Origin of the sequence: Streptomyces recifensis, from assembly GCF_002154615.1 — a bacterium.
Classification (GTDB): Bacteria; Actinomycetota; Actinomycetes; order Streptomycetales; family Streptomycetaceae; genus Streptomyces; species Streptomyces griseoluteus.
Map to the genome: position 1 here is coordinate 1 of NZ_MUNH01000178.1, position 2216 is coordinate 2216.

The following is a 2216-nucleotide window of genomic DNA, read 5'->3' on the forward strand; positions in this document are numbered from 1 at the left end:
GGCCGGGGTGCACGTCAGGGGCAAGTCGCGTGCCGCGGAAGGCGACCCGTGGCGGGATGCGGGCATATGTTCGGCGTCACTTCGTCGTGGTACCTCCCTCCCATCCGGCGCCGTGCGCGCGGGCGGAGCCCTTAGACTCCCTCGCGTGACACCCCGCGGGCCGCTTGGCAAGATGGCCCGAGCGGTCGGCAAGGTGCGGTGACAGGGAGGAAGCGTCTCGTGAGCAGCAGGCCATCCCGAGGCGCTGCTCGCCTCGCAGCCATACTCGACGCCCTGCCCGACGCGTTGCTCCTGGTCAACGCCAACGGCACGGTCGTCAACGCCAACACCATCGCCCTGGAGGCGTTCGAGGCACCCGGTACGGCGCTCGTGGGGCGGGGCCTGCTCGATCTGCTGCCGCAGTTCGACTCCAAGCTGATCCCCGGCTCGATGCGCCGCCCCGACCACATGGACCCGGCCGGCCGCACGAAGCCGACGCGGATGGTCGCCCGGCGCACCGACGGCACCGAGTTCCCGGTCGAGGTCACCAGCGCCAACCTGGAGAACCCCCAGCAGGCGTACGACGGTTCGTCCTACACCGGCGACGAGCTGCTGATGCTCGTCGTGCGGGACCTCTCCGGCACCGTCGACACCGAGGCCGAACTCGCCCGTTCGCAGCGGCAGACCGAGATGATCCTGCGCGCCGCCTCCGAGGGCGTCGTCGGCACGGACACCGACGGCCGGATCGTGCTGGTCAACCCCGCCGCCGCGCAGATCCTCGGCTACCGCGCCGGTGAGCTGGGCGGCCGCGAGCTGCACACCCTCGTACTGCACTCCCGTGCCGACGGCTCCCCCTTCCCGTACGGCGAGTCGCCGCTCGCCGACACCCTGCGCTCCGGGCGCAAGCACCGGGTGCGCGGGCAGGTGCTGTGGTCCAAGAGCGGGGACGAGGTCTCCGTGGACCTCACCACCGCCCCGGTGCGCGACGGCGACCAGCTCGTCGGCGCCGTCATGACCTTCACCGACCGGCGCCCGTACCAGTCCCTCGCCGACGAGAAGGCGGCGCTGGAGGAGGCGCACGCCGAGGAGCTGGAGCGGCTCGCCGAGGAGCACGCCGCCGACCTCACCGCGCTGCGCCAGAAGCACGCCACCGAGGTCGAGGAGCTGACCGGGCGCGGCGCCGCCGAGCTGACCGAACTGCGCGAGAAGCTCCAGGAGGAACTGGCCGCGGGCGAGGAGCGGTACGCCGCCCTGGGCGAGCGCGAGAAGGACCGGTACGACGCCCTCGCCGCGCGCCACGAGCAGCTGCTCACCCTCCTCGCCTCCTCCCTGCGCGGCCCGCTGGACGAGCTGCGCCGCGAACTGGCCGCCCTCGCCGCCGACGACGCGGGCCAGCTCTGGCCCGAGGCCAACCAGGTGCTGCACCACCTGTCTGCCGGGTACGCCCGCATCACCGCCCTCATCGACAACGTCCTCGGCTACCAGCGCCTGGACGCCGGCACCGAGGACATCGCCCGTACCAAGGTGATGCTGGACGCGGTCGTCGCGGCCGGTGTCGACGGTGCCGTGGAGCTGATCGGGCCGGGCCGCGTGCAGTTCGCCGTGCACGCGCCGCCCATCGAGGCCGAGGTCGACCCGCAGCGGCTCGCCACGGCGCTGGCCCACCTCGTGGCGGACGTCGCGGGCGTGGACGCCACCGGCAACGCCCCCGTCTCCTCGGCCGGTTACCTCGACAACACCGTGGTGGTCGCGGCCGCCCAGCGGGGCGAGGTCGCGCGGATCGAGGTACGCGGGCCGTACGCCGGGGGCGACCCGGTGCACGAGCCGATCGTGCGGGGCATCGTCCGGGCGCACGGAGGTGTGCTCCAGACACATGAGGTGCCGGGCATGAGCGGGCGCGCCTACGTCCTCGAAGTCCCGCTGGGCGGTGGCGCCGGTACGGTCGCCGCGCGCGTCCCGGACCCGCGCGAAGCCGTGTCGACCGGCGCCGAGGTCGCCCTCGTGGGCGACACCGGCGAGCAGGGCGGCCGGCGTCGGGCGCGGCGGTCGTCGACCGACGCGTTCCTGGAGAGCGAGGTCGCGGGCGCCGAGGCGGCCGACGGGCCTGGTGCTCCCGCGCCCACCGGGCGGCGCCGCAGGCGCGGTGCCCCGGCGGCCGAGGAACCGGCCCCCGCCGCGATCGAGAGCGCGGAGGCGGCTTCCAGCGGCACCGGCCGACGACGGGGCCGTCCCGCCGA

The 2216-nt window shown here is 74.6% G+C and carries 1 protein-coding gene; it reads left to right on the forward strand.

Going from position 1 to position 2216, the window contains the following annotated elements; translation table 11 throughout:
• Positions 1-219: 219 nt before the first annotated feature.
• The coding region (locus CCN33_RS11215) for a PAS domain-containing protein (protein ID WP_140394510.1) at positions 220-2216 on the forward strand (1997 nt) is incomplete at its 3' end.